This window comes from Gemmiger qucibialis (assembly GCF_027689445.1).
Classification (GTDB): domain Bacteria; phylum Bacillota; class Clostridia; order Oscillospirales; family Ruminococcaceae; genus Gemmiger; species Gemmiger qucibialis.
Window position 1 is genome coordinate 24,823 of sequence record NZ_JAQFEN010000017.1, and the last position, 26,643, is coordinate 51,465.

Consider the following 26,643-nt stretch of genomic DNA (forward strand, 5'->3'; position numbering starts at 1 on the left):
CCAAAAGCGCAGATAATACTGGATGTCTTATCGAGCATTTTGGCAACGCAGATGCCGTGCCGCAGCTGCCGGAGCGGTGCTTAAGCCGCAAGGCGGGAATTGTGCGGTGTTGCCCTAAACCTTACTGCTGATTCTGAGCGCTTGCAGTGTTGGCAGCCTGCTCAGCAGTCCAGGTCTTCTTGCGCTTGATGGCAACAACCAAGCGCCAGATGCACAGCACGGTCAGAACAGCCAGAACGGTGTCCAGAGCGTACAGGGCGGTCTTCCACCACGGGGTGATGACCTTCAGGCGGTCAGCGGAGGACCAGCCGTTCATAGCGTTGGAGTTGGCAACGGTGTACAGGATCTTGTGCATGGATTCGCGCATTTCGGTCACGATGTAAGCATCGTTCTCGTACTTCGGAGCCAGGGTGGTGTGGATGGTCGGGTCCGGGCTATCCCAGATATCGGAACCGGCAATCAGACCATCGGCCAGATCCATGTATTTGCTGGAACCGGAGTAGTCGGTGATGATCATGCCGCGCATGCCCAGTTCGCCGCGCAGGAAGCCAGTCAGCAGGTTATCGTAAGCGCCGCACCAGTAAGCGCCCCAGCGGTTAAAGCCGGTCATAACGCTCCAGGCGCCGCCATCGGTGATGGCCTTGTCGGCAACTTCCAGGTAGATTTCGCGGGCAGCCTGCTCGTTCAGCCAGGTGTTCACGCCGCGGCGGCTGGATTCAGAGTCGTTCAGGGCAACGTGCTTCAGGTAAACGTAAACGCCCTTGGACTGGATGCCGTTGACTTCGGCAGCGCAGATGGTGCCGGCAATGAACGGATCAGAAGCATAGTACTCGAAGTTACGGCCAGAGTAAGCGGTGCGGTGCATGTTGATGCCGGGGCCATACAGACCAGAGTAACCCATGGCCAGGCAGTCTTCGCCAATGCAGCGGCCCACATCGTTGATCAGGTCAACGTTGAAGGTGGCGGCCATAACGTCTTCGGAGGTGTAGCACATAGCGGAAGCGCCGCCGGTCAGTGCTGCGGTCAGGCCCTGCGGGCCGTTTTCGTCTTTGGTACGGGTCTTGCCGATGGATTCAACAGCGGCAGTGTTGTGGAAGCCCAGGGTGATGGTGTTGACCATCTCGTTGAAGGTCAGCTGATCCAGCAGGGTATCCCACTGGGGATCGTCATAGTCGGCACCGATCATGGAAACCAGAGCCAGACCATTGTCAGCGCCCAGGGTGGGCATTTCAACGCTGTCAGCCTTGCTGCCGTCGTAACGGGTGAAAGCCAGGTGATCAGCCAGGGTCTGGGTTGCGTTCAGCACAACAGGCTGGGTGGGGAAGGTGGCAACCCAGTTGGAGCGGCTCAGCCAGGTAACTTCGCCGGGTTCGCTGCTGCTCTTGTTGGGGTCTGCTTCATCAAACAGGTTGGTGATGGCAGTGCCGTTTTCGCTGGTGGCGCAGGTGGTGCTGTCCAGAGCGGCGTTGGTCCACTTGTAGGTCAGGGCAACGTCGCCATCGGCGGTCATGCGGCCATCGGTGTTCTCAACGGTGTAGCCCTTGGCAGCCAGGATGTTGTTCACAGCATTGTGTGCATCGGTGGCAGCGGTGAAGTAGTAGTCGCCGGCGTCAACAATATAGGTCTTGGCGTTATTGGCATCATAGGTGCGCAGCTCACTCTTGTCAACGGTGATGTTGACAGTCTCGGAAGCGCCGGGAGCCAGGATATCGGTCTTGGCAAAGCCGCACAGCTCAGCAGAAGCCTTCTCGATGCCGTTGGCCTTGTCGTAATCGGTGTAGGGGCTCTGGAAGTACAGCTGAACGGTTTCCTTGCCGGAGTAGGTGGAACCGGTGTTGGTGACTTTCAGGGTGACATTGAAAGCATCAGCAGACTCGGTCACGTTGAAATCGCTGTACTCGAAGGTGGTGTAGCTGTCGCCATAGCCGAAGGGGAAGGCAACAGTGGTGGACCAGTTGTAGTCGCCGGCATTGCCGGTGCCCATAACAGCGTCCTCGTAGCGGGTCTCGTAGTAACGGTAATCCAGGTAGATGCCTTCCTGATACACGCTGTACATACCCTGCACATCAGGGCCATCAGTCAGCAGGTTGTAATCTGCTGCGTTGGGGTAAGCCTGGGTGTAGAAGTTGTACATGGCGGGGTTGGCCATGTTGTCATACAGGTAGGAATCAACCAGGCTGCCGGACGGGGTAACCTCGCCAGCCAGCAGCTGGGCAACACCGTTGATGCCGGTCTGGCCCACGTCGCCGATCCACATAGCGGAATCGATGCCGTAATCCTCGCCGCAGATCTCCGGGTTCAGGAAATCCATCTCAATGGCGTTGGAAGAGTTGACCAGAACGATGATCTTCTTGAAGGTGCCGTTGTCCTTCAGGGTCTTCAGGTTCTGGAGCAGTTCCTTTTCTTCAGCGGACAGGGCCAGGTAGTTACCGTCGCCCTCCTGGCCTTTGATCCAGGAATCATTGGTGCCGTTTTCGCCACTGGGCAGGTCAGCGCCCTCGCCGCCGGAACGGGAGAACACAACGATAGCAGCATCGCCGTAGTCAGCAAAGCTGGACTCGGCGCTGGACAGCTTGCTCCAGGGAGCTTCGTTCACAGCGTACTGGGTGTTGGCTTCCAGGGTATCGGAGATGGCAGCCGGGGTGATGCGGCTGTAGTTCTTCATCATATCGTCAGAAGAATACAGATCCCACAGGGTGCTGTTGACCTGGATGCCCTGATCTTCCAGAGCCTGCTTGAAGTTGGGAGCCTTGCTGGTGTCAACGGAGCCGGAACCGGTGCCGCCGTACATCAGGTCCACGGAGCCGTGGCCGAACAGGCTGACCTTTGCGCCGCTTGCCAGGGGCAGGGCGTTGTTGTCGTTCTTCAGCAGGGCTGCACCTTCGGCTTCAACCTGTGCGCACAGCTCAGCCTCATAGGACTCGCGCTCTTCATCAGAGGTGAAATCGCTCTTGAAGTACTCAGTGTCTTCGTCGCTGTCGCCCCTGATGATCTTGTAGGTGTCGGCGTCCAGGTAGTTATTAACGGTGGTCGTATAATGGAACGCAACCGTCGTGCCTACAATGGCGCCTGCGGTCAGGACGGCGGTAACGGCGGTCAGGCCGGACCACATCCCAACTTTGGGTTTCTTACTCATTGTGTTCTCCTCCTGTTAGAAAATGCTCTATAACAAACTGTATTAAGCAAGAACAAAATACAGAGTGTTCAAAATAGATTATACCCAGTTTGCACTCTTGGATTTGGTCTTGTGCAACTTGTACTCCGGGTTGGGGGTATCTACATGGCGGATGACGGACTCATCGGTGCGGTCACCAGCCACGGCCTGAATGTGCAGTTCGCCGTTCAGGGGAACCTTGAAGGTGAAAACATGCTCGCCGGTCTGCTCGCCTACCTTGTTGCCGTTTACATACAAGGCAACGGTGCTCTGGTTGGAATAAACCTTTACGGTAGCGGTGCTGCCGGTGCGCTCCACAAAGCGCTTGGAGCAGATGTGCACAAAGGCTTCATCGCTCCACCATGCTTTATACAGATAGAAGCTGTCCTTCTTGGTTTTGCGGTCAAAGGTCACAAGGCCCTTGTGGTTCATGCCCGGCTCGCCGCCCTGGTCACGGGCGTCTGCAGCAAAGTCAAACATGTTCCAAACGTGGGTGGCCCACATCCAGGGGTGGCGCTTGAAGCAGCGCAGCATGTACTCATGGTACTTGGCCTGGTATTCTTCGGTGTGGTCGCCGCGGTGGGGGTGTGTGCTGTGCAGGTTGGGCATGCCCTCCGCGCCGTATTCGCTGTAGCCGAACGGGCGGTTGGGGAAGCAGAGATGGAAGAAGCCCATCCACAGGTCGTTCAAGATAAAGCCCGGAACGTACCAGCCCAGGTACAGGTTCCAGCTGACCATATCGGTAATGTGGGCCGAACGGTTGAAGGGACCGCACATGGCGTAGCAGGCCAGGGTGGTCAGGCGGGTCTTGTCCATCTCGTGGCACAGGTCGTTCAGCTGGCGGTGGTTATCCAGCATGTCCTTCTTGTCCTTGGTGGAGATGGTGATCTCGTTGGAAACGCCCCAGCAGACGATGCAGGGGTGGTTGTAGTTCTGGATGATCAGCTCTTTCATCTGGCTGATGGTGTTTTCGCGGCCGTTGGGCATGTGCTCACTGATGTAGGGGATCTCGGCCCAAACAACCATGCCGACCTCGTCGCACAGATCATAGAAGTACTGGTCGTGCTGATAATGAGCCAGGCGGATGGTGTTGGCACCGATCTCTTTGATCAGGGCCATGTCTTCGTCGTGCATCTCGCGAGTGATGGCGTTGCCCAGGCCCTTGCGGTCCTGATGGCGGGAAACGCCGTGCAGCGGGTAAGACTTGCCGTTCAGGAAGAAGCCCTTCTTGGGGTCAACCTTGAAGCTGCGCACGCCAAAGCGGGTGGTGGTCTCATCTTCCACCGTGCCGTTCACCACAAGGCGGGCCTTGCAGCTGTACAGGTATGGATCCTTAACGCCGTTCCACAGGTGTGCGTTGAAGATGGTCAGGGTGATGTCGGGGCCTTTGCCGGTGGCAACGGTGTTGCCGGCAGCGTCCAGCAACTCAATGCTCACTTCGCCTTCGCCGTCGTGCCAGGTGGTAACCTGAACGCTGGCATCTGCGCCCTGCACAGTGGGGGTGATGCGGATGCCGGGGCCGCCGAAGTAATCCAGGGTGAAGTGGTTCTTGCTGACCACCATCAGGCTGACATCGCGGTAGATGCCGCCATAGAAGGTGAAGTCAGCTTTCTGGGGGTAAACGCGGTCGTTTTTGCTGTTGTCGACTTCCACGGTTAGCTCGTTTTCATCCCGCAGCAGTTCGGTGATGTTGGCGCGGAAGGTGGAGTAGCCGCCGTCGTGGTTGCAGACGGGGGAGCCGTTCAGAACCACATGGGCGCTGGCGTTGACGCCGTCAAACTGAATCCAGACCTGATGGGAGGCGGTGTTAAACTGGGGAGCAGCGAAACGGGTGCGGTAGATGCAGGTGCCGCGCCAGTAGTCATTGCCGCCGTCCTGACCGTCGCGGGCGTTCCAGGTGTGCGGCAGGTCCACCGTTGTGGTGGTGCCGTCGGGGCCGGTGAATTCCCAACCCTTCATGATTTTGGTAATTTCTCGCATGGCGCAGCCATCCTTTCTTTTTGCTGTTATTATTGTAACGAACAGCGAAAAAGGTCGCAATGGGTTTTGCATAATCGGTCATTTGCGTGGAATAAACGGTTTTTGCCTGACAAAAAAATAACCCTTACATTTGTGCAATATGTACAAATGCAAGGGCGTAAATCTTATACCTGAAATTTTGAGGGAACTTTATTGGACCGGGAAAACGGCTTTTATCGCAAAAAATCCACCGTTGGATTCGGTAGTCAAAAAACCATTGTACTTCTGGATAATGCGCTTGACGATCTTTAACTCATCGCAGGTTTCGCGGCCAGGATCCGGGCCATCGGGCACCGCGCTGATGATATTCAGAACAGCAAACCCCTGCCGCCTGCAGACCAGCAGGTCAATCATCCGCTTTTCCGGCTCCGGCAGCTTGCGGGTCAACTCAATGGCATGATCCAGTGCGTTGGCAAACAGAGCGTACAGATCGGCCGGATCCATAAAGTGCAGGCAGGTACCGTCCGCTACATTGTTGATGCTGATGTGGTGGGCTTCGCACAGCATGCTCTTTTCGGTCAGCACAACATCCAAAACCTCACTGCCGGTCTGGGTGCTGGCGTCATACTGCCGGGCGGCGGCTTCGGCTTCGTTCAGGCTCTGCTGCAGCGCGGCGTTGGGGGCCATGCGGCGCAGATCAGCGATCTGAACTTTCAGCTCATGGCATTTGCGGTTGATGATCTGTACGTTCCGCTTGGCCACCTGATACTGCTGGCGCTGGCGTTCATACAGCATGTTCAGCGAGTTCATCTCTTTTTCCATGGCCGCCTTTTTGAACAGTTCAGTTTGCAAATATAAAAGGGTGATGCAGTAGAGCTGGCAGAGTGCCAGGGGGACAACAACGAAGATAGAAGTTTCCCATGATACTCCGGTGTTGGTGACGGTCTGCATTGTTAAAAACAGCAGAACGAACATGCCGCCCAGAATAATAGCGCTGATTTGCTGGCGGGGACCGATGTGGTAGCTGCCTTCATATGGCATGGAATGGGCAACAGTTACCCGCAGCAGGCAGTACGCAGCGGCAAAAAACAGCAGTTGCAGCAGCAAAGCAGAGGGCTGATCCAATGGCAGGAATATGTTTACCTGTGCCAGGCACCAGACAAGAAGCTGCCATAACTCAAATGTCGTCAGGGCGCTCAAAATTCCCCAGATGGCGCAATAATTGGCGCCGGACCAGTCCAACTGGGTGCAGCTGTGGGAAGCGAAAATCATCCACATACAAAACAGAATATACGCCCCCGCCCGCAGGAACAGCGAGAAAGGCGTGTGATCCGCCCATAATAAAAATGTGGAAAGGGGAATGGAAGGAATCAGGCAAAGCAGCGCCCGCTGCCAAAAGTGCGGCGAGTGCCGGAGCGGGAGCCAGTAGGTCAGTGCTGCGCCCCAAAGCTGTATCCCACAGACAAGAAGAGAAAGAAATTGTTGGAGATTTGGCAGCATTACATGGCACCCCCAACATAGGCGGCGACCGCAGCCAGGAAGGCAGCCCGCTGGCGGCGGCTGATCTCCAGCCGGTCCTCCCCAACCTGGACCGTATCGTTCTGGACCGCCCGCACATACCGCAGATTGACAAGGTAACACTGGTTGCATTTGGCAAAGTGGTAGGGGGCCAGCTGCTTTTCAGCATTTTGCAGGCTGGAACGCACGGACCATACCCCGGTGGAGGTATGGTAATGCAGCATACGGTCCCGCGTTTCCAGCCAGTAGATGTCCTCGGTGTTCAGCAGCTGCACGCCCCCAGCGGTCTGTAATGCAATCTGCCCGCCTTTGCGGCGCTGCACCCGCTGCAAAGCGCGGGCCAGCTTGGTGCTGAACTGGTAATAATTGACCGGTTTGAGCACAAAATCCAGGGCGTCGACCTCATACCCGCGAATAGCGTACTGTGCCATGTTGGTAACGAACACCAGCACCACATCCGGATCCACCGTGCGAATGCGCTCGGCAGCGTCCATGCCGCCAAGCTCCGGCATTTCAATATCCAGAAAGATGATGTCGAACCCCTTGCAATAGTTGGTTATGATCTGGGCACCGTCCGAAAAAGTGGTAACTTCCAGCATACAGTTGTTCTCGCGGCTGTATTGGTCAATCATGCTGCACAGCTGCTGCCGCATATCCGGCTGGTCATCCACCACGGCAATGCGAGGCATCGGGCGGCCCCCCTTTCTGTTTGGAATCCAAAGCACTCGGCAAGCCCGGAAAACGGCTGTGCCATGCGCCTTTACTTATAATATATAAATACATTATAGTTGGCGGTGCGAAACCTTGCAAGAGAATTTTGCAGAAAACGGGGCGGTGCAGGGAATCTGGTTGTGATTTAGCGCTGCGTGTGGTATCCTGTAGGCAGCTTTTGGCGGCGGGCGGGGCAAGAAGAATGCCGGGATAAACAGGCGGAGGTTTGCTGCAGCTGTTATACCATGTATTACATATTACACCATTTGCCAGTAACTTGAGTGGAAATTTATGGAAAATGCGTAATTTGGGGACAAGATTGAAAAGAAAAAATAAAATAACGGATTACAGTAATATTGCGGCTTCAAGATGTTTGAAAGGATATGACGGGATGACAAAAATATTATTCGTTTGCCACGGCAATATCTGCCGTAGCCCGATGGCAGAGTATGTGATGAAAGACTTGGTGCGACAGTCGGGGCGGGAAGATGAGTTCGTGATTGCTTCCGCAGCAACCAGCCGGGAAGAACTGGGCAACCCGGTGTATCCACCGGTCCGACGCAAACTGGCGGAGCATGGCATCCGCTGCGATGGACATGCGGCCCGGCAGATGACCCGCAAGGATTATGAGGAGTTTGGTTACCTGATCGGAATGGACCGGATGAACCTGAGCAACATGGCCCGCATTTGCGGCGGCGACCCGGAAGGAAAGTGCTCGCTGCTGCTGGCGCACGCCGGGCAAAGCGGCGATGTGGCTGACCCGTGGTATACCGGTGATTTTGAAGCCACCTGGCAGGATGTCAACATTGGGTGCCGGGCATTGTTGAAAGAGTTAACGGAAAAAAAGTAAAATGAAAATAGCAAGCGCTTTATGTTGCACATGGATCCCCTGAGAAGAGGAAAACCAGCGATGATGCGCTTGCTATTTTATTGCTTTATAGAGCGAATGTTTCGATAATTTAAATCGGCTGAGAAACGAACGGCTGGCAAAAGGTCAGTACATGGATGCGGCAGATGATATGCGGCTAAAATGATTCTAAAACCAGAATAACATTAAAGAAAAAACCTCATTGCAAAAACACATTGCAATGAGGTTTTTGAGTGTGCCCGAAGGGATTCGCCAAGCCGCGCCCTAGAAACGCCCCACTGGGGCGTTTCTGCCCCGCGGGACGCAAAGCGCGGGGCACGGGCTGTTCGAATCCGCTCTTTTACTGCTCCATAAAATCTATGCAAAACAAAAAGAGCAGCACCCCACAAGGTGCTGCTCTTGGCGCGACCGGGAGGATTCGAACCTCTGGCCTTCCGGGTCGGAGAACTACGACAGGGGTGTATAGACCAACGATAAACCGTAAATTTTGTCAGGTCTGCCCAACTGTACCCAAAACAAGAAAAAGCCTGTTGTTGGTTGGCTTAACAGTGATAAGGAACTAATTTACTTATCAACTGTTAGCTGACGGTTTCCGGGGTGCATACGGACAAATCCCGTCTGATTTCTAACAGGAAGTCAGACGGGATTTTCGCTTTATATTTCGAATTATGGAGGACATACCATGAAAACCTTAATATCTTGTGCTTACACTATGGATAATTGCTGTGTGGAACTGAAATTCAGGGACGGCAGAATGATTGCGATTGACACTATCGCTGTTGAGAACGAGATTGCAGACAATATGTATCAGCGGTCAGAGTTGGATTATTTGATCTACAATGACCCGATAGCATATGCTGACTTGATATTGAATGGCGATCCCGAAACCTATCTGAAAACTGTAACAGAATACAAGCCTTTGGATAGCTGACAACACGCTGCCCGCAGGAGAAAATCCTGCGGGCGTTTTTCTGTTTATATTATTTCCCTCCGTTGGATCTCAATTTAGGAAAGAAGATGACAATCTTGAAGCCCTTTCCCCACTGGGAAGTAGCTTCCAGATGAAGATTTAGATCGTCGGCCATCTTCTTAACCAGGTAAAGTCCCATACCGGTAGCCTTCTTTCTGCTGTCAGTAGAATCCCCGGTAAAGCCCTTTTGAAAAATGTACGGCAGATCATATTTTTTTACGCCAATGCCGTTATCTTCAACAGAAAGGATATCTGCGGTCTCCGAATGTATCATGGAAATCGTAAGCATGGGACTATCGCTGCTATATTTGATGGCATTGCTAACGATCTGTCCCAACATAAACTGAAGTCCTCTACGGTCTGTATAGACTGTTTCAGATTGCAGTTTGTTGAGAATGACAAACTGCTTCTCTTCAAGAAGTGGGGCATAGTCCTCCAGAACTTCACCCAAGCAGTCATTCAAATTGACATCCTCAAATCGGTAATCCTTTGTACTGCTCTTCAACCGGGCATAGTACAGCATCTGCGTGACATCCTCCTGAAGCTGACTGCGGACATAATCCAGCTTTGCTTGCAGGGAAGGAGAGATTTCATCGTTCCGGTTATCCAAGAGCATGGTCAGCAACGATAGGGGCGTTTTCGCTTCATGTGCCCAGCCCTCCACGTATTCTTCATAGTCCCGTAGGGCATCCGCCATATTGTTACTCTCGTTTTTGTATTCCCGTAAAACCGAAGCCAAAAATCGGACAGATTCTCCTTCTTTCTGACTAATGGCACTGAGCAGCCGTTCTTCATTGCAGATGGTAGGATCACTGAGGAAATCCCGGAACAGTTCCATGTGGGTGTTCTCCCTCTTGTTTAGTACAAACAGAATCGCTGAAAACAAAAGGATGCTCGTCAGAACTACTAACCCGATCAAGGTTTGAAATGCCTGAATGTCAGAAATCCAAAGAATGACAGCGCAAAAGCAATCCACGCCCAGCAGCAACAGAAGCCAGGGGTAGTACCGTTCTATCATGTGCCAAAGCTGCTTCATAGAGACACCTCCGCTTCCAAACGGTAGCCCATTCCTCGAACTGCAACGATTCGCTGCTTCATTTCAAGGGCGGACATCGTTTTTTTCAACCGGGTCAGGTTAACCTGCAAGGCATTTTCATCTATGTATTCCGTAGTTCCCCACAGTGCCATGCAAAGCTGCTCCGTTGTAACCAGTGCATCACCACTTGCCAAAAGAGCAACCAACAGTTTTCCCTGATTTTTTGGAAGCACCACAGAGGTGTTATGAATATAAAGTGTGTAGGTCTGCTGGTCCAACAAGAAGTCCAATCCCTCTATGAGGTTGGTACGACCTTCATACCTTTTGAGAATATTGGATACCCTGGCGAGAAGTCGGTCTTTTCTGCACGGCTTCGTCAAATATTCATCTGCACCCAACTGGAACGCTTGCAGTTCATCCTTTACCTGATCTCTGGAAGTCAGCACCAGGATGGGGATAGCGGTTTTATTCTTTAACTCCTGGCAGATTTGAAAGCCACTGATTTCTGGTAAATTCAGGTCTAAGATCACGAGGTCAGGACGGAGGGCTGCCAAGAGCCGAGCGGCATCTTCAAACTCGGTGATTGCCTCCACAAGATACCCGTCCTTTTGGAGCATATTGCAGAGTTCTTCCCGCATATAGACTTCATCTTCCACAACAGCAATTCTTTTCACGACAGCACCTCCTTCCAAATTATTCTTCTCTCTGCGGCTGCATCAGTGTCAGCAAATACCGATCACTGGAGTGCTTGACCACTCTCATATAAATATATTCTATCACGCAAAGCAGCAAAATCATAGCAGCAGATACAAACATCATTTCAGCCACTGTCCCACGGGTTCGGGACGAGAGTATCCCTGTAAATAACGCCCTGACTCCAAACAGACTGCTGACAGCTGCAACCAATACAGGAAGTCCCATAAACCAGGTAATTTGCTTTCCAGCAGACTGGCAAAGGGTTTCGTAAGTAGCTCCCAGGCGGATCAGAGTCTGGTATCTGCGCCCGGTTTTCTGCTGACTCATCAGGAACTGAACACCCACGATGGTGTTGGCAACTACCAGGAAAACAATCGCAAGATAGAGGGTAATATAACTGGATGCTATGGTGTAGAAAAGCTGGCGGCCCATATTCTGAAGATAGCTTTCATATTCGATACCTATTTTGTCCAGCTTCTCGTTCAGATCGGAATAGGCAGTCATAAGGCTATTTCCTTCCATAGCCTGCTCACTGAGTACCGCATTCACATACGTATCATACATTCCTTGGGTATGATAGAGGAAGGCTTCATCTGGAAGAATCAATGCAAAGGACAAAGTAATAGAACGATCCGTAATCAAATTTACAGACTGAACCTCTCCAGTAAGATAAATCGGACTGCCAACCAGTTCCGTTTCAGGCTGTTCAGTAAGTATGTCGTTCAGCATTGCGGTACGATTTACAGTAGTAAAGTCGGAACCTATATAAACAGCGGCTTCATCCTCACTTAATTTAATGACAGGCTTGCCGGACAATTCCAACAAACGATTATAGTCCGATAAACAAATCAAATATGGGTATGTGGCATAACCAAGATTGTTCAGAAGGACATCCCGGTCTTCCGACTGGGGCAGGCTCCGAAGAGAGTCCATAACAGCGTCCATGCTGTAGGCATTATCATAATCTTCTGTGGTGCGAATACGCCCAACCCTCATTTCAAAAAGCTCTGAAAATTGATTTTCCAAACTGTTTTCTTTCAGGACTGCCTTTATATTCGGAAGAACCTGCGATGAGTCTTCTGCAGTATGATCTTCAAAAGTATAGTCGATTACATGGCCAGAAGACAGGTTATTCGTTCCTGCAATTCCTACGCCCGCACCAAAACAACACAGCGCCGCCAGAATCAGCAGGGAGCTGATGGCCATGGAGTTTGACTGATGAATGACATTCTCCTGAATCTGCCGGAAGGTAAATACATGAAGCTGCTTATTTCCTTTTCCTTTCTTAACAATCAAAGCAATCAGCGCACGCATCCCATAGAAAAGCAGCATCGTACCAACTATGCCCAACAGCAAAGTCAGTCCCATCATACTTACCTTTGTCCATGCAATTCCCTGAATCGCCATGTAGTAAGCCACTGCCAACATCACACTTCCGCATATAGCAGCCAGTCCATAGATAACAGATGGCATTTGCTTTTTGGGGCGGTTCGTTGGCTGGGATAGCAAAGTACCGATCTCCTGGCGGCTGATTCGTCCACTCAAAATCAGAAGTGCCGTCAGCTTAATTGCCAGAAATCCTGCCAGCGTCCATTCAATCGCAGACCAGGATAAAGAAAACTGATGACCGATGATCCCCATGCCTACCAGCTTGGCGGTGACAAGACTGACAATTTCTGAAAGCACCACAGCCACAGGTAAGCCTATGAGCATGGCAAGAATACTGGTCAGGAAATCTTCCGCCAGAAGCATCCAGAACAGTTTGCTTCTGCGCATTCCCAACATCAGATAGACACCAAACTCGTGGCGTCTGCGCTCAAATTGATACTTGCAGGCGAAGTAAATCAAAAAGAAAAGAATACCCAGGGTCATTCCGTAAAACACAGGAATCAGAAGCAAGAGCCTGTTCACTGCGTCGCTCTCCATTTTCTGCAAAAAAATCATTACATCCTGTGTGGAGATGGAAAGAATCATATAAAAGGCAATAATAGAAATCACCAGGGAGCTGAAAAACAGACCGTTTTCCTTTCGGCTGCGGCGACTGTTTCGAAAAATCAGATTAGAGAACATTTGCGCTACCCCCTCCCAGTTGAGCCATCACCTTCAGGATGCGCCCGTAGAACTCCTGCTGGCTTTCGTCTCCACGCCGAAGCTCATGAAAGATCACGCCATCCTGGATGAACAGGATGCGCTTACAGAAGCTGGCGGCATTGGAATCATGGGTTACCATCAGGATCGTAGCTTGTTCGTCACGATTCAGGCCGGACAGCTTCTCCATAAGACTTCTTGCGTTCTTAGAATCCAGCGCACCCGTCGGTTCATCGGCAAGGATCATTTGGGGATGTAAGATCAGAGCCCTTGCTGCCGCAACACGCTGACGCTGGCCGCCGGACATCTTGGACGGAAACTTATTCAGAACATCAGTGATTTCCAGATAGTCAGCCAACTGCTTCAGCCGCTGGCTGCTTTCTGCTTCGGATACCCCATGCAGAGAAGTTGGAAGCAGTATATTTTCACGTCCGGTCAGATTATCCAGTAGCTCAAAATTCTGAAATAGATAACCAACTTTTTTTCCACGGTAATCTGCAAGAGTCCTTCCCTTGAGTGCTTGCAGATTAACGCCCTCCACCTGAATGCTTCCACCTGTGGGTTGAATCACAGTCGCAATACAATTGAGCAGTGTGGATTTACCAGAACCACTGCTTCCCATAATGCCAAGAAACTCTCCCGGCATCACCTGGAAGGTGACCCCATTCAGTGCCTTTGTTTGACTTGGCACATTGCCATAGATTTTTGTTAAATTTTCAATATTCAAAATGGGTTTCATGTGAATACCTCCTATCATTTGTAATAAAATGATAGCATGGGAACACAGCAAATACCACTTACAGTTGTTGTAAGGATTCAAGATATAAGTGGCGGCTCAAGGGGGACGAGCATATATTTTTTAAGAGCATCAGGCGACAATGATAAAATATACCGGATCGCCTCATTGGCAAACCAGTTCGTTTTAATTGTATCCCAATCAGCAAGCCGAATGATTTCTGCTGTGCCGTTCTCAAAATCAACTGATATTTCGCCCCATTCGCCGTCGCAGTCTGCCTGGTATTCGTAGATTGCGGCGGCGATTTTCTTTTTGCGCTTAGTTTTGGATTTCTGTTTCAACCGGACAGCATGGATTGCATCCTCGGCAACCAGAAGTTCCGTCAGTTTGTCTACTGCTTTCCGATAGGCTCGTTCTGCACCGCTGGCTGTGCTGCCCTCAAACATAACCGCCAGTTCTTCAAAGGTGGGGCGGTCTTTCCATGAGCCGACACGCCCACAGGTCATGCAGATCGCAAGACGCTTTTCAAGCAAGGTCTGTTCCCGGTAATTCAGTTTCTCAAATGCCCGCTGCACCTTTTCTGCTTGTATGCCGTTCCAGAGGATGTCGGTATAGTTCCAGCTATCGTCAAGGGCAACATCTTCGCCTGTTTCCTCGCCATCCTCGTCTGTTACATAGAACAGTTGCTGATTGCGGATGCCACGGACAACTTTCAGATATTCTTCCGCAAGGGCAAGCTCGCAGTTGTACTTCTTGGAAAACTCGCTGACCGCATCCTTGGTGTTATGGTACAGCCATGCCATTGACCGCACCATTTTGTAATTGGTCAAAGAGGACACCGACCATTTTTCTTCGCCCATGCGGAAACGGAGCATAGCATCCCGGATAAACGGGAAAATGTAGGTAGCATACTCTGCACCCTTGGCAGGATCATAGTCCATCAGCTTTTGGAGCATTTGCTCCCGACAGGAGAGCTTTATATCTATAAAACGGTCTGTGTCATACAAATCGCCGCCATCCACGCCGAGAAAGAATTTGATGCGCTTGTTGAGCTGCGGTTCGTAGTGGTGCAGGAAGAACGAAAAATAAAGCAAATTCTTTTCCTGCAAGGCAGACAGAATATGTTCATTTGGATTGCTAACCGCTGGCGGTTCCGGCTCCAGTTGGAAGATGCGCTCTGCCACATAGGGAATGATGCCATCACCGTATGGATTGACAGCGTGTTTCGGTATGTATCCGGTCATATTCCATGTAAAATCATTCAGCATAGCGCACCTCCTTCCAGTTTAGTAATACTCATAAATATCCCGTGGTCAACTAATGGGTTATTTATTACTTTATTTTCTTTAACATACGGTGATAAATAGGTGCATTTGGTGCAGGAGTTGTGATTGGGACCAGAAGTCCCTCTTTGATAAATTGTTCCACACGCAAAGCAATCCACCCATCACCGATCCCTAATGGATTCTTTCCAAGAACCTGTCCAACAAGCACGCTTTCCTTAAACTCGTCGTCCAGTGTATCCAATTCTCGAAGAATAAATGTATCATACAGAGTTTCTGATACGCTGACCAGTTTGCCGTTTATAACAGCACGAAGAGGAGAATTTTCCTGTTGGAGTTCTCTCCAGCGGTTAGCCAAACTACGAAGGTAATTTGTTGGCAACTTCTTTCCAAGAGATGCCATCCGTCCCAAGTGATAAGGTTCAACTTCTCCCCAACCGTTATACTGGACAATGCATCCATCTGGTCTTGTTTCCCACATTGGAAGCTCCACAATGGTAACATCCAATTTTTCAAAGCCGATTGGTCGTAGTTGTTCCAGAAGCCAATACAATCCGCACACATCATCTGGTTCTCGTCCGACCCAAACACGAATCGGCTCTCCGTTTTGTGCTTTTTCCAGTAGCGTAGCATAGTTCTTTCGGGATGTATTGAGAAGTTCAGTTACGATTTCAGATGCCATATCGGGCAGTATGCTTAGTAGCAAAGATAATGCCGACTCACGCTCCAAACAAATTCCTGCTTCGGAGATGTTGCCCACAGACAATGCCAACGGAAGATTAACTATGTCCTTACGATTTCCCTCCAACGGTATAGCATTCTCCCAACCAGAACGCTCCCGTTCTTCTGCTTGATGCTGGAACTTTTCTATTTCTTCTTTTGAAACTGTCCCATCAGAGATAATTACACTGGTTGCTCCGCCTAAAAAACCCTTATGTCCAATCGCAACCGCCATAGTCCCTGCGGCACTGTCGCTAAATACTACTTCTAACATAACGTTGCTCACCTCTTAGCTAAATTCAAATTCTTTTTAGTGCTTCTTTCTTCAAAGCCGCCTGTCCCATTTCTTTTTCATAATCGCCCTTGGCATAAGCGACATTGCTCAATGCCTGGAGCATCTTATCTTTTGCCAGCTTTTTCATGACCTCCGCAAGATCTTCATCCAGAGTACCACGCTTTATATAGCGGTTTATGGTATTCAGCCGCTTCTCATAAATCTGTTTCAGCGGATGATCGTCCGCAAGTTCCCTCTGTTCTCGCCCTTTCAGATTGCCGATCTGCCGACAGGTGCGGTGCAGCTTGTCCCCCGGTGCATAGCCACCGCAGTATTTGGTGTGCCTTGCGTTGGTGGTCAGAAACCACTTGCCGCAGATCCGGCATTTCTTCGGTGCATGACCAACACATAAGCCCTCAAAAAGATCAGACCGGAACATCCCTACAAAGGATACATAGTGCATCCGCTTGACCAGCTTCGCAACTTTTTCGCCGGGACGGATGACGGATACATACTGAACGGAATTGTTCAGGGTAGACATCCAGGCATTGCCTTCCGTGATGGAAAACTCCGGCGGGAAATAGCTGCCGAACATTTTTGCAAAACCCTCTGCGGTGCGGTCTGCTTCGTTGCCGTCTGTTTTTTCTGCAAAATCAAGCATGGCCGTTTGGTATTCCCCAAGGGAGTATGCCAGATGCCCGAAAACTGCGGTATAGCGTTGGAGCATCATCGCATCGGTAAAGTTCTGGATTTCTTCAAATTGCAAAGAATTGGTTGCGGCTTTTATGGCAAACTCCACATATTTCAGCGCATTGTCCACAGTAAAGACTTTTTCAATCCGTTCTCTGTGCTTTGAGATATTCATATAGGAGAACGGCGGTGTTTGACTGAGAATATCAAGCATCGTCAGAGCAGCTTCCTTTGCAATAGGACAGAGTGCAGAAGCATCCTGTCCGGCGTTTAATATTCCAAGCAGCAGATTGATTTTCTCGCATTGCTCGTTTATTTTTGCAATGGTATTCACAGGAACATTCAGTGCATCACAGGCAAGCGTACCGACAGGAAATGTTTTGCTCTCATATATGACCGTATCCTGCCAGAAATCCAATGTCATCAATTCTTGATTCATGCTTGCCCTCCTGTCCTGTTTTTTCATTTTTCTAATTATATCATGTAAATGTAAAGAAATCTACGCCCTCAGATAAGTTGTCCTGTTTTTTGAAACAGGATTGTCCTGTCATTAGCCTGTTTTTTGAAAAATCCGTCATAACCATAATAGAAGGAGCGAAGCACCTGCCAATCACGGCGGGTGCTTCGTGCTTTCCAGAATATTATGAACGGAGGGTTTTCTATGACAATCTATGAAACCATCAAGGCGGCAATCAGCGTCAAGCAAGCCGCCGAACACTACGGGCTGAAAGTGAGCCACAACGGCATGGCTTGCTGCCCGTTCCACAACGACAGGTATCCGAGCTTGAAGCTGAATGAGGACTATTTTTTCTGCTTCGGCTGCGGAGCCAAGGGGGACGTAATCGACCTTGTGGCAAGGCTGTTCGATTTGAGCAGTTATGAAGCAGCGCAAAAGCTGGCTGCGGACTTTGGACTTGACCCAAAACCGCCCACTGCCGCAGCTATGGTCAAGCCGAAGCGTCCCTATATCCGTCAGTTACGGGAGGATGAAATGCTGTGTTTCCGGGTGCTGACGAATTATCTGCATCTGCTGGAAGATTGGAAAGTACGATACGCACCCAAGACACCGGAAGATGCTCTGGATGACCGTTTTGTGGAAGCCTGCCAGATGCACTGCTATATCGAATATATGGCAGATGTGCTGACGGTGGGTGATCTGGAAGAACGGGTGGCATTGGTGGACAAGCTGATGCAGGACGGCAAAATTGCTTTTCTGCAAGAGTACATCACACGAAAGAAAAAGGAGGTGGCGCACCATGGCGAAGAACCGGAAAACGCCTGATATGAACTTGCCCATGTGGTTTGACGGGCAGAACATCAACGAAGCTCTGTTTTGTGAAGAATTTCTGCAAGAGCGCAGGATCATCTTCGCAAACGGAGCTTTTTTCACGCCCGATGGTCGAGTGACGGACGATCTTCCTCTGCGTGGGGAGATTTACGACAAGCTGAAATTCTGTGCCGTAAACAATATCCCCCGGAAGATCACCAACATTCTGGAAGTGCTGAAACTGGAAGCGCAAGTGCCGGACTTTCCACCGGAGCAGGATCGGATTCATTTGTCCAACGGTACGCTGCTATTGAACGGCACATTTACCGAGGGCAGACCGGCTATCGTGCGGAGCCGTTTGCCGGTTGCTTACAATCCCGATGCTACTGCGCCGGTGATCTGGCTGAACTTTCTGGATGGGTTGCTTTACGTCGAGGACATTCCAACTTTGCAGGAGTTTATCGGCTATTGCCTGATTCCCTCCAACAAGGGGCAGCGCATGATGGTGATTAAAGGCAACGGCGGCGAGGGCAAATCCCAAATCGGAGCTGTGCTTTCTGCTATCTTTGGCACGAATATGAAAGACGGCAGCATCGGCAAGATTTCCGAAAACCGCTTCGCCCGTGCCGATCTGGAACACATTCTGCTGTGCGTGGATGATGATATGCGGATGGAAGCCCTGCGCCAGACCAACTATGTAAAATCCATCGTGACCGCACAAGGCAAGATGGATTTGGAACGCAAAGGCAAGCAGAGTTATCAGGGCTGGATGTTTGCCCGGTTGCTTGCGTTCAGCAACGGTGATCTGCAAGCCTTGTATGACCGCAGTGACGGATTTTACCGCAGACAGCTTGTGCTGACTACCAAAGAAAAGCCTACTGACAGAGCTGACGATCCTGACCTTGCAGAGAAGATGAAAACCGAAGCCGAGGGCATCTTCCTGTGGGCATTGGAGGGTTTACAGCGGCTTGTTGCCAACAACTTTCAGTTTACGGAGAGTGACCGTATCCGGGAAAACAGGGAAGCGGTCAAGCGTGACAACAACAATATCTTTGATTTCATGGAATCGGAGGGATACATCCGGCGTAAAGCGGATGCGTCCATTAGCTCCAAGGATTTCTATGAAATCTACCGGATGTGGTGCGAGGAAAATTCCCTTGCTCCGCTGAAAGCCCGCAGCTTCAGCGACGCCATGATTGCCAATGCCGGGAGATTCAATCTGGAGCATTGCAACAACATCACCAACTCTGCCGGACGGCGGGTGTGGGGCTTTATGGGCGTGGAAGCTGTGGCAAGACCTCATATAAATGGATTTTACGATGTTTCGCCGTGTACGTACGTACCGGAGGGCTGGCGGGAATGATTTTTCCAGTCGTGCTCTGTACGTATGTACGCAGCATTTACCCCCCGTTCTCTCTTGTTATAGGAAACAGCGGTTTTCAGAGCCGACCTGTTTTCGGACATCGAAAATCAATGGTAATGAAAACAGCGAAGTTTTTGACCGCAGGACGAAACCATTTCGCCAAATCGTGCTTCTCTAAACCGTGTACTCTGTTCACGGAACAATGGGTGTTTTCACTGTTCCAGACTAAACCTCACGGAACAATAAAATGGGATATATGCCTATATGGACAGAGTATCGCACCCGCAAAAATAAAACGATTTTGGAGTTGCCGGATTTTTCACTGTTCGGTGCATCCGCTCCGCTTCGGAGAGTAGCTATCGTACCAAACTACAAATCAAAATTATGGAGGAATTTTCAATATGAATGTACGCAATGAAATAAAGGCACAGATCATCCGTGCCGGAATGACCATGCAGGAAGTAGTTGACTTGCTCTCGGACGAATACGGATGGAGCGACAGCGTTTCCAATTTGTCCGCAAAATTACAGCGGGAAAGCATCCGATATAAGGAAGTATTGGAGCTTGCCGCTGTGCTTGGCTACGACATCGTATGGCAGAAAAGACGGGAGAAGTGATGCCTCGGCAACAGCCCCTCGCATCTCCCGTCTCCATAGGCGCACCGCAGTGCTGCCTATGGATGGCAGTGAAAGATACGGTTTTTGCTGCCACCGGATGCAAGAAGTAGTTCGGCAGAACGGCTCCATGCAGACGGGCTGACCATGGGAAAAGGCGCAGACATTTTCGCTTTGGTCAGCAGAGGTCGCCGCAGTGACCGCATCCCCTCTCGGGAGAGCCCACGGCACTTTGCAGCCAGTATGGATGAAAGTGTCATAGTGGGTTATTACACTTTGAAAAAGTGCCGTTCTCCAGCCCTCCGCTGTCTGCAAATTTTAAAGAAAGGAAAAATCCAATGGCAAGAAATGATGGAATCCACCGCACCGTAGCTCGGAATCAGGACTTGGAAACACCGGCTGATGTGGCAAAGGTACAGGAACACAATGAGCGTGAAAAGGACAGCTACAGCAATCAGGACATCGTACCGGAACGCACTTCTCTGAACATTCATTTCAAAGCCCCCGCGGACGATTATGTAAAAATGTTTGAGCAGATGGAACAGGACGGTGTAATCTCCACAAGAGGTCTGAAACCGGATGCCGTCAAATACGGTGAGTTGATTTTTGATGTGAACTCTGCTTACTTCTACAATCACGGCGGCTATGAATTTGCAAAACAGTTTTATGCCGATGCCTATAAAGCCGCCGTGGAGATCGTAGGCGGTGAGCAGTATATCCTATCCGCTGTGATGCACGCCGACGAGCGCAACCAGGCAATGTCCGAAGCTCTGGGCGAAGATGTGTACCACTACCACCTTCATGTGGTTTATATCCCGGTGGTGGAAAAGCAAATCCTGTGGTCGAAGCGGTGCAAGGATGAATTCCTCCGGGGAACGGTAAAAGAAACGATCACACAGGTCAGCCGCAGTAAGAAATGGGAATCCAAACCCGTTCTCAATGAAGATGGCAATCCGATGTTGAACGCAAAAGGGAAAAAGATTTTGAAGTCGTCCTACAGTGTGCTGCAGGATGACTTTTTTAATTTCATGCGAGCCGCCGGATATACCGATGTGGAGCGTGGAGAGCGTGGCAGTACCGAGGAACATCTGACGGTGACACAGTTCAAGTTACAGGCCGAACAGCACCGCCTGGAAACTGTGACCGGACAGGTGGAACAGGCCGAGCAGAGTTTGGCGGATGCCAAGGCTGCTACGGAGAAGCAGAAAAAGAAACTGGAAGCTCTGCAAAAGGAAACCAAGGCAGCAAAGACCATTGCGCTGACGGTGCAGGATATTGAGGAAATGGGCAAGAAAAATGCCCTCACCGGAAATGTCTCGCTCACGCCGGATCAGTGCGATACACTCAAACGCTATGCGGTCAACGGCATTATTGCCAATGCTGACAATAAGCGTTTGAAAGAGAAACTGGCTTCTGCTGAAAAAACAATTTCCATCTGGAAACAGCGGTATGAAGCAGTAAACGAAAAATATATGGAACTGAAACAGAAAGCCCAGCCTTTCTTGGATGCGATAGAGATTGCGTCTGAAAGGGTTTGGGCTTTTGTTCATGCCATTCTCGCCAGAGGAAAGGAAACACAGGAACATAAGCACCCTGCCCGTAAGCGTAGGCAGGATATGGAAATTTAAGAAAGGAACTATTTGCCTATGAATAAAACCGTAGAGGAAATTAACAAGATGATTATGGAAGATGCCCCGATGGAAGAAATCAATGATGCCATCGGCTATATTGATATTTACTCCTGCTTCGACCCGATTTTTGAGCCGCCCATTGATTTTTTGGAAGAATGCCGCAAGCATTGGGAAACAGCGCAGTCTTCTTTCCGCAAAACCATTGAGCGTAAGATCGGGAACACATGGTATGTGATTGAAACAGAATGTGACGGGAATGAGCCGCTTGCCGACAAGGTAAAACGGCTCATTTTTTCTGACAAGGGGGTGATTTGTTAATGACTGCGACACAAAAGCATGATATAATTCCAATATGCACAACGGTACTGTCGGCTGACCAACAACCGAAGGAGGATATTATGTTGGATCAGCAGAAAATTACCATTCTCTACTGTCGTTTGAGCAATGAGGATGCCCAAGATGGAGAGAGTAACAGTATCGCAAATCAGCGAGAGTATTTAACCCGATATGCCCGTGACCACGGGTATACAAACCTGAAAATTCTGGTGGATGACGGTTATACGGGGACGAACTTCAATCGTCCCGGTGTGCAGGAGGGCTTTGAGCTTGTCAAGCAGGGGCTTGTAGGCTGCTGGCTGGTCAAAGACCTCAGCCGATTTGGTCGTGACTATCTGACTGTTGGACAATATACGGATATTATCTTTCCGAGCTACGATGTCCGCTTTATCGCCGTAAATGACGGTGTGGACAGCAACCGGGGAGACAGCGAGGGCTTCGCCGCAATCCGTAATCTGTTCAACGAGTGGTATCCCCGTGATACCAGCAAGAAAGTCCGTGTCAGTTTGCGGCAGAGAGGAACCAGTGGGAAGCACATGGGCAAACCGCCCTACGGATACCGCTGTGACCCGGAGGACAAGGATCACTGGATTCTGGATGAAGAAGCGGCTCCGGTAGTCAAGCTCATCTTCGACCTTTGCATTGACGGCAAAGGCCCGGAGCAGATTGCAAGGATTCTGGAAGAAAAGCAGATTCTGACCGCAAAAGCTCTGTATGCCAAGCGAAAGAAAAAGCCGATGCCGGAAAGACCGTACCACTGGAGCAACCAGTCCATTGTAGGGATTTTGGAACGGCAGGAGTACACAGGCTGTACCTGCAACTTCAAGACTTATTCCAAGTCCTACAAGCTGAAAAAGCGGATTCCCAATGAGCCGGAGAATATGTTTTATCTGCCGGACACACAGGAAGCGATTGTATCTCAGGCACAGTTTGACAGGGTGCAGGAACTGAGGAAAAACAAACGCCGCCCCGCAAAAGCGGAACGGCAGGGATTGTTCTCAGGGCTTCTGTTTTGTGCCGATTGCGGCGGCAAGCTCCACTTTGCCACAAGCAAAAGCTTTGAGGGCAAGCAGGATCACTACGTCTGCAACAACTACAAGAGCAACCGTGGTACTTGTACTGCCCACTATATCCGGGAAGATGTGCTTCGTGAAATCGTTCTGGAACGCATCCGGGCAGTCAATGAGTATATCCGAAGCGATGTGGACGGTTTTCAGGAGGAATGGCTGCAATGCCGCAGGACTGACCAGGAGCGCAGCATCCGGGATGACAAAAAGAAGCTGGAACAGGCAAAGAAACGCCTTGCCGATCTGGATGTCATCATCTCCCGGCTGTACGAGGACTATGTTCTTGGAAATCTCAATCAGGACAGATACAGAAAGATGTCTGCGGACTATGAAGCCGAACAGGAACGGTTAAAGCTCGAAATTGAAGTTATCGAAGAATGGGTGGAACAGCGGGAAGAAATGAATGACGGTCTGGATGCCTTTATCGCCCTGACACAGAAATATGTGGATGTGGAGGAACTGACACAGACCATCGTGAACGAGTATATCAAGAAGATCGTTGTCTATGCCCCGGACAAGTCCAGCGGCAAGCGCAAGCAGAAAGTGAAGATTTTTTTCAACTTTGTGGACGATGTGGATATTCCCGTTATTTCCGAGCCTATTGTCACACAAACAACCTATGAACGCAGAAAAACGGCGTGACCTTCGGGTCACACCGTTCTCTGCGACAAAATAGTTACTTGTCACTATTAAGCCTTGTCACAACAGGCTTTTTCGGTGTTTTGAAGGGAAACTGCACAGTAGTGGTCAAATGGTGGTCAAAATACAGAGAATCTACTTTTTCAAAGAAAAAAGAGTTCGCAAAATGGGTATTAGATAATACCATTTTGGCGGAAAAAACGTTGTACAGCAGGTAAATGCTTTACAAGTTTGACTTTTACGGAAACCTTATTCGCAAAATCCTGAAAAAGACCGACTGATTCAGGTCTGGATACTGGTAGCCGCTTACATATTGAATTGCACAAGAACGGGGTAATTCAGAAATTTGAAGTCTAGTTATTGATTGAAGCGGAAGGGGCGGGGGGGATATTTGAAATAGAGGAAAAATGAAGAAAGCACTTCTTTTTAAATGTACGCGGTGGTCAGAACGTTATAACCCGTGGGAATTAACAAAAATGGGTGTGTCAGAGGGTTGTCACCAGCGCTTTTACGGTATCCGATAGAGTGTAGCGGCTACTGTTAGCCGGTAGAAAATAGCTCTCCCCTTTTTTGACGGTGAGAGATTCATCACCACAGAGCAAGGTGCCTTGGTCATCTGTAATCAGTAAGGAAACAAAGGACATTTCTCCGGCAAAGCCACAGTATCCTCCGCAAACTGCGTCTACGGTAAAATAAGTACATTGGGCAAGATGACCATTGAAGGTAGTCGGTTCAGGGGGCTTTAGTCGAGTCGCCTCTAACGCTTTTTCGACATGGAGTTCCCGCTGTTTGCCATCGGTTCCCACACGGTTATAATCATAGACGCAGTAAGTTACGTTAGGGAAACACTGCACAATTCCCGCCTTACGGCTTAAGCAAACTGAGCAAAAAATGCCGGCATTTCTTCTGCCTTTACTGGTACAGGATCGTTACTAGGGCCGCTCCTTGTATAATATGCTCCATCGAAGATTGCTGGACCGCTGTTACAAGTAATCCGTAAAATAATTACCGACTTTCCATGATAGTTGACATGACGCATTTTGGTCCCAATTTGCCTACGATAATGATCTTGTAGCGGCATATCATTTAGGGCGTTTCTGATGGTTAAAATGTAGGCATCATAGTTTTCGTAGTATTTTTCAACTTCACCATTAATACCCGTCACATAAAAGTCTCCAACCCTGATGGACTCCTGCCCATAGACTTGCCGGATTTTTTCTGCATCCTCAAAGGTGTCTGCAACACCAAGAAGAACATATCCGGTAGCATTTTTCCCTGCATTGGCCATTGCCGTAAGGGTCTTAAAAATTTTTCGGATTAGTGTATTATTTCTTCTGCCATCATCCATGTTGTGAATACCTTGTTTGAAATCATACTGGGTATTTTCTGTGAAAGACTGCTTGAGAAGTGTTTCTAGTTCATTTGCGTAAGAGTAAAGCATGGGATCTCCTTCTCCACGCTCCACAAAATGCGGTGCCAGTACACCCGACGTAGCAGCAATCAAATCGATTTTCTCCTGTTGAGACCACCAACCGCCTCCGCCTGAAATGTGAATAATTCTAGCACCGATTCCATCTAGTGCATTATAAAGTGCATCATAGTCAGCAATACGTTTTTCCTGTCGAACTAATAATTCATACATGGAAAGAAATAGTACTTGAAAATAACGCGGTCCTCGATAGGTCCTTGGTGATACCATTTGTGTAATAATTGTTTTTTGCCGTCCGGAAAACACACGTTTGATTTCGTCATACACACAAAAGAACTGCTCAGATACTTTCTCTGGAGATATTGCAGAAAGTGCTTCTTCAATCTTTTGATACCGCGCAGAAGCATCCGGCTGTTTATAACCGTAATATTCGTCTAATATGCTAACATTGGAAGGAGGAACAGGTGTCAGCAACATTGCACCGAGGATATCGGCGATTTGTTCCTCATCCATAGACTGACGCAAATCTTCTTTTGATAGAATGTTTTCCTTAACCCAAAACACAGATTCAGGATCAATTCCCCCATGATAAGTGTCTTTTGTGATGCTGATAGTCTGCATCTGTGAGAGCAACAAAAAATCATTATGAGAAACATCGCCACGAATACGAGTTGCAATATTTCTTACAAGTTGTGAGAAATCGTTAACTACGCCAGCCTGTCGGATTTCTTGGCGGGAAAGATGCTTGCCGTTAGAATTGATACGCCTAAATACTTCATCGATAATATCGGGATTATGTTCGTCATAAATCGAATAGGGCAGTTCATAGCTGACTATCTTAACGCACGTCTCACGATTCAGTGCAGGCTGCCTTTGCTCTAAAATATGACTGTCCAACAAGTCTTTTGTCAAAGCTGTAGTGCTTAAATCAAAATATTCCCCATTAGCAGCAGGATAGTCATTTTCAATAAAAGAAAAAACAGCATTTAAGCGTTGCATGCCATCAATGATTTCGCTTCGATCCTGCCCTTTATAGACGCATTTTGCAAAAAGAAAAAGTGGAACAGGATAGCCATTTGCAAGGGAATCAATAAACGCCTGTTTTTCCTCAAGCTCCCAAACCAGTTTTCTCTGATAACGTCGATTAACTAAGTACTGATTATTTCTATAATCTTCATACGAACGTTCGACAACCTTGCCATTATTTATTGGCTGTTTGGCCATCTCAGCACCTCCTAAAGCCTATATTAATATTCTCGCATAATTATAGCATGCTGTATTTCCAAATACAATGTTTATCAATTTCATAGTTGTCAGAAATGAATTGAACAAAACGCAGAAATTGTCGATGCCATGTTAGCACGGTCTCTTTTCAATTTACAAAGTCGTTTTACTCTTCCGTGGGCATCTTGGCTTGGATGTCGGTCTGCGCTTCACCCCGTTGCGGAAATAGGTGGTTTCGTAGCAGTCGAAAAACAAATAATCCGAACTCTTCTCCTATCGAGAAAAGGTTCGGATTTTCATGGTTTGGTGCGGCCGGGAAGATTCGCCAAGCCGCGCCCCAGAAACGCCCCGGCGGGGCGTTTCTGGGGCG

At 49.5% G+C, this 26,643-nt stretch carries 22 protein-coding genes; 8 read left to right on the plus strand and 14 right to left on the minus strand.

Going from position 1 to position 26,643, the window contains the following annotated elements:
* Positions 1 to 121: 121 nt before the first annotated feature.
* The 4 genes from PG062_RS14785 to PG062_RS14800 all read right to left on the minus strand — a co-directional run bounded on the left by PG062_RS14785 (position 122) and on the right by PG062_RS14800 (position 7,320).
* The gene (locus tag PG062_RS14785) at positions 122 to 3,136 is read right to left on the minus strand and encodes a beta-glucosidase (protein WP_270752870.1); all 3,015 of its coding nucleotides are present in this window, start codon (positions 3,134 to 3,136) and stop codon (positions 122 to 124) included.
* Between the two features lie 78 nt (positions 3,137 to 3,214).
* A complete protein-coding gene (locus PG062_RS14790) occupies positions 3,215 to 5,134 on the minus strand; it encodes a glycoside hydrolase family 2 protein (protein WP_270752871.1) in 1,920 nt (639 codons plus the stop codon).
* Positions 5,135 to 5,323: 189 nt separating this feature from the next.
* Complete coding sequence (locus PG062_RS14795) at positions 5,324 to 6,391, minus strand: ATP-binding protein (protein WP_270752872.1); 1,068 nt, start codon at positions 6,389 to 6,391, stop codon at positions 5,324 to 5,326.
* A gap of 221 nt (positions 6,392 to 6,612) precedes the next feature.
* Positions 6,613 to 7,320 (minus strand): LytR/AlgR family response regulator transcription factor, encoded by a 708-nt coding sequence (locus tag PG062_RS14800; protein WP_270752873.1) that lies wholly within the window; start codon positions 7,318 to 7,320, stop codon positions 6,613 to 6,615.
* A 413-nt stretch (positions 7,321 to 7,733) separates the two neighbouring features.
* On the opposite strand from PG062_RS14800, the gene PG062_RS14805 reads away from it, so the two are divergent.
* Positions 7,734 to 8,192, plus strand: coding sequence for a low molecular weight protein-tyrosine-phosphatase (locus tag PG062_RS14805; protein ID WP_270752874.1), 459 nt, complete (start codon positions 7,734 to 7,736; stop codon positions 8,190 to 8,192).
* Positions 8,193 to 8,892: 700 nt separating this feature from the next.
* Positions 8,893 to 9,141, plus strand: a complete 249-nt coding sequence (locus PG062_RS14810) for a DUF6061 family protein (protein ID WP_085531192.1) — start codon at positions 8,893 to 8,895, stop codon at positions 9,139 to 9,141.
* 49 nt (positions 9,142 to 9,190) lie between these two features.
* On the opposite strand, the gene PG062_RS14815 is transcribed toward PG062_RS14810, so the two are convergent.
* The 7 genes from PG062_RS14815 to PG062_RS14845 form a co-directional block, all read right to left on the minus strand.
* Positions 9,191 to 10,216: a sensor histidine kinase gene (locus PG062_RS14815; RefSeq protein WP_085531194.1), complete on the minus strand. Its 1,026-nt coding sequence runs from the start codon at positions 10,214 to 10,216 to the stop codon at positions 9,191 to 9,193.
* On the minus strand, positions 10,213 to 10,890 hold the full coding sequence (locus tag PG062_RS14820) for a response regulator transcription factor (protein WP_085531196.1): 678 nt from the start codon (positions 10,888 to 10,890) through the stop codon (positions 10,213 to 10,215). The genes PG062_RS14815 and PG062_RS14820 overlap by 4 nt, the downstream gene beginning before the upstream one ends.
* A gap of 19 nt (positions 10,891 to 10,909) precedes the next feature.
* Complete coding sequence (locus PG062_RS14825; protein WP_085531198.1) at positions 10,910 to 12,982, minus strand: FtsX-like permease family protein; 2,073 nt, start codon at positions 12,980 to 12,982, stop codon at positions 10,910 to 10,912.
* Complete coding sequence (locus PG062_RS14830) at positions 12,972 to 13,739, minus strand: ABC transporter ATP-binding protein (protein ID WP_085531200.1); 768 nt, start codon at positions 13,737 to 13,739, stop codon at positions 12,972 to 12,974. Before PG062_RS14830 ends, PG062_RS14825 begins: the two co-directional genes overlap by 11 nt.
* A gap of 77 nt (positions 13,740 to 13,816) precedes the next feature.
* Positions 13,817 to 15,004, minus strand: coding sequence for a sigma-70 family RNA polymerase sigma factor (locus PG062_RS14835; protein ID WP_085531202.1), 1,188 nt, complete (start codon positions 15,002 to 15,004; stop codon positions 13,817 to 13,819).
* Between the two features lie 64 nt (positions 15,005 to 15,068).
* Positions 15,069 to 16,013, minus strand: a complete 945-nt coding sequence (locus PG062_RS14840) for a DUF3658 domain-containing protein (RefSeq protein WP_085531204.1) — start codon at positions 16,011 to 16,013, stop codon at positions 15,069 to 15,071.
* A 25-nt stretch (positions 16,014 to 16,038) separates the two neighbouring features.
* Complete coding sequence (locus PG062_RS14845; RefSeq protein WP_015566114.1) at positions 16,039 to 17,169, minus strand: DUF6076 domain-containing protein; 1,131 nt, start codon at positions 17,167 to 17,169, stop codon at positions 16,039 to 16,041.
* A gap of 195 nt (positions 17,170 to 17,364) precedes the next feature.
* On the opposite strand from PG062_RS14845, the gene PG062_RS14850 reads away from it, so the two are divergent.
* From PG062_RS14850 to PG062_RS14875, 6 genes are all read left to right on the plus strand, one after another.
* Positions 17,365 to 17,985 (plus strand): CHC2 zinc finger domain-containing protein, encoded by a 621-nt coding sequence (locus PG062_RS14850; RefSeq protein WP_085531209.1) that lies wholly within the window; start codon positions 17,365 to 17,367, stop codon positions 17,983 to 17,985.
* On the plus strand, positions 17,960 to 19,333 hold the full coding sequence (locus tag PG062_RS14855) for a DNA primase family protein (RefSeq protein ID WP_085531211.1): 1,374 nt from the start codon (positions 17,960 to 17,962) through the stop codon (positions 19,331 to 19,333). The genes PG062_RS14850 and PG062_RS14855 overlap by 26 nt, the downstream gene beginning before the upstream one ends.
* A gap of 401 nt (positions 19,334 to 19,734) precedes the next feature.
* A complete protein-coding gene (locus PG062_RS14860; RefSeq protein WP_015566117.1) occupies positions 19,735 to 19,950 on the plus strand; it encodes a type 2 periplasmic-binding domain-containing protein in 216 nt (71 codons plus the stop codon).
* A 335-nt stretch (positions 19,951 to 20,285) separates the two neighbouring features.
* On the plus strand, positions 20,286 to 21,575 hold the full coding sequence (locus tag PG062_RS14865) for a plasmid recombination protein (protein WP_270752875.1): 1,290 nt from the start codon (positions 20,286 to 20,288) through the stop codon (positions 21,573 to 21,575).
* A gap of 18 nt (positions 21,576 to 21,593) precedes the next feature.
* Complete coding sequence (locus PG062_RS14870; RefSeq protein ID WP_085531218.1) at positions 21,594 to 21,896, plus strand: hypothetical protein; 303 nt, start codon at positions 21,594 to 21,596, stop codon at positions 21,894 to 21,896.
* 80 nt (positions 21,897 to 21,976) lie between these two features.
* The gene (locus tag PG062_RS14875) at positions 21,977 to 23,623 is read left to right on the plus strand and encodes a recombinase family protein (RefSeq protein WP_330407241.1); all 1,647 of its coding nucleotides are present in this window, start codon (positions 21,977 to 21,979) and stop codon (positions 23,621 to 23,623) included.
* Positions 23,624 to 24,105: 482 nt separating this feature from the next.
* Here PG062_RS14875 and PG062_RS14880 read toward each other — a convergent pair whose 3' ends face one another.
* From PG062_RS14880 to PG062_RS14890, 3 genes are all read right to left on the minus strand, one after another.
* Positions 24,106 to 24,426, minus strand: a complete 321-nt coding sequence (locus PG062_RS14880) for a hypothetical protein (RefSeq protein ID WP_270752877.1) — start codon at positions 24,424 to 24,426, stop codon at positions 24,106 to 24,108.
* Positions 24,427 to 24,491: 65 nt separating this feature from the next.
* The gene (locus PG062_RS14885) at positions 24,492 to 26,273 is read right to left on the minus strand and encodes a GmrSD restriction endonuclease domain-containing protein (protein WP_270752878.1); all 1,782 of its coding nucleotides are present in this window, start codon (positions 26,271 to 26,273) and stop codon (positions 24,492 to 24,494) included.
* A gap of 166 nt (positions 26,274 to 26,439) precedes the next feature.
* On the minus strand, positions 26,440 to 26,643 hold a 204-nt coding region (locus PG062_RS14890; protein WP_270752879.1), incomplete at its 5' end, for a hypothetical protein.